Raw genomic sequence first — 1,625 nt, 5'->3', positions numbered from 1 at the left:
TAGCCTCGATCTTTCATCGCGGGCTTGTGGGGTTGTGAGGGCGGCGTCGGTGCCGTTGTGTGAGCCCCATTGTTGCTGGTGGGTATGGCGTTTGCCGCCATGTCGTTGGCGGTGGGCGGGATTCCTGGGTCCAGGTGGTGCTCGGGGCTGTGGGTGAGTGGTTCGGGTGTTGACTGGTCAGCTGGTGTCGAGGGTCGGTGTCAGGGAGCGGAGTGTGGTGATCGCATCGGCCAGAAGGCTGGCGTAGGGATGGTGGTCGGCGAGGTTGAGGATGCGCGCTCGGGCGTGGCGGGTGAGGACGGCTGGGACCTGGTAGAGGCGGTACCTCAGCCGTTTGACCTCCCACCTGCGTGCCTCGTGGTGGGTGAGGGCGAGGGTCTGCATCCAGGCGGTGAGGCCTGGTGCGAGTTGGACGATGTGGACCCAGATGCGGTTCTGGTTGAAGGAGTACAAGGGCAGGTTGCGTAGCCCCGTTTCCTTGGCCAGGCGTATGCGGTCCTCACAGCGGGCCCGACGCCGGTGACGCAGTTCCAGGTCAGGGATCTGGTGGTGTGGGCAGCCGGGGGTGGTGTTGGTGGCAAACGCGGTGATCCTCATGCCGTCGACATCTTCGAAACGCAACTGGGCTCCGGGGTGGGGGCGTTCTTTGCGCACGATGACGCGCATACCTGTGGGCCATGAGGTGAGGTCCATGACTCCGGTGAGTTCCGCGACCCACGCCCCCTGCCTGACTTGGCCGTCGGCGTCCAGGGCTGGACTCCACGCTTCCTGGGGCAGTTGGTGGAGGAGGTCGGGGGTGTCGTGGGGCAGCGTGAACCCCAATGAGTAGGACAGGCGCCGCGTGGTGAGCCACTTGGTGAGGTCATGGGTGGCGCCGGCCCCGTCGGTGCGGACCAGGACACTCTTGTTGCCCCTCCATTTGGGTGAGTGTCCGGGCAGTTGGGCCAGGGCGGAGCGGATGACCTGGATGTGATCGCGGGCAGTGTTGCTGCCGGCGTTGCCGGGGCGCAGTAGTACGGCCAGCGGCTCCCCCGTCCCGCCCTCCCCGTGGTCAACGAAGGCACACAAGGGATGGAATCCGTATCCCCTCTTGAACGTCGGCGCAGCCTGCTCCTTGTCCGAGTGGGAGGTGAGGAGGGTGGCGTCCAGGTCGATGATGAGCGGCTTTTTCGCCGTGCACCCGTGGTCGGGTGCCTGGGACCCGGCAAGATCCCACGCCCGCTCCCGCACGCAGGCGCGAGCCTTGTTGATGGCCCGCACGGCTTTGTCGGCATCACCGGCCAGGGTCTGGATCACCCGCGAGACCGTGGGATCTGAGGCCACGCGCCCATAGACACCCGGCTCACAGCGGACCATGTTGATGTCAGCCAGACAGTCCCCACCCAGGGCGAGAGTCAGTGCCAGGTCGAGGACGATCTTGGCGGGGTCGTGGGAGGACAGGGGCTTGCGCCACGGGGCCAAGGCACGCGACAGGGCCCCCTCCAATCCGAGGGCTCCCACGGTCTCCACCAGGAGCGCGCCGCCCGCCTGGCCCACCGCGCTCGAGGGACGGACCTTGGGGGACACGGCAGGGTAGAACCCGGTAGTCTTCTTCACCTGAGGGGTGCTCCACTTCTGGACGGAAA

General features: G+C 66.7%; 1 protein-coding gene. It reads right to left on the bottom strand.

The genetic code is table 11. The features are described 5' to 3' along the window. Positions 1 to 177: 177 nt before the first annotated feature. On the bottom strand, positions 178 to 1,596 hold the full coding sequence (locus BQ9890_RS14310) for an IS1380 family transposase (protein ID WP_075891624.1): 1,419 nt from the start codon (positions 1,594 to 1,596) through the stop codon (positions 178 to 180). Positions 1,597 to 1,625 lie beyond the last annotated feature (29 nt).

Source organism: Actinomyces provencensis, from assembly GCF_900155435.1.
Taxonomy (GTDB): domain Bacteria; phylum Actinomycetota; class Actinomycetes; order Actinomycetales; family Actinomycetaceae; genus Pauljensenia; species Pauljensenia provencensis.
The sequence above is the reverse complement of the archived record's forward strand: the minus strand, read 5'-3'. Positions and strand labels throughout refer to the sequence as shown.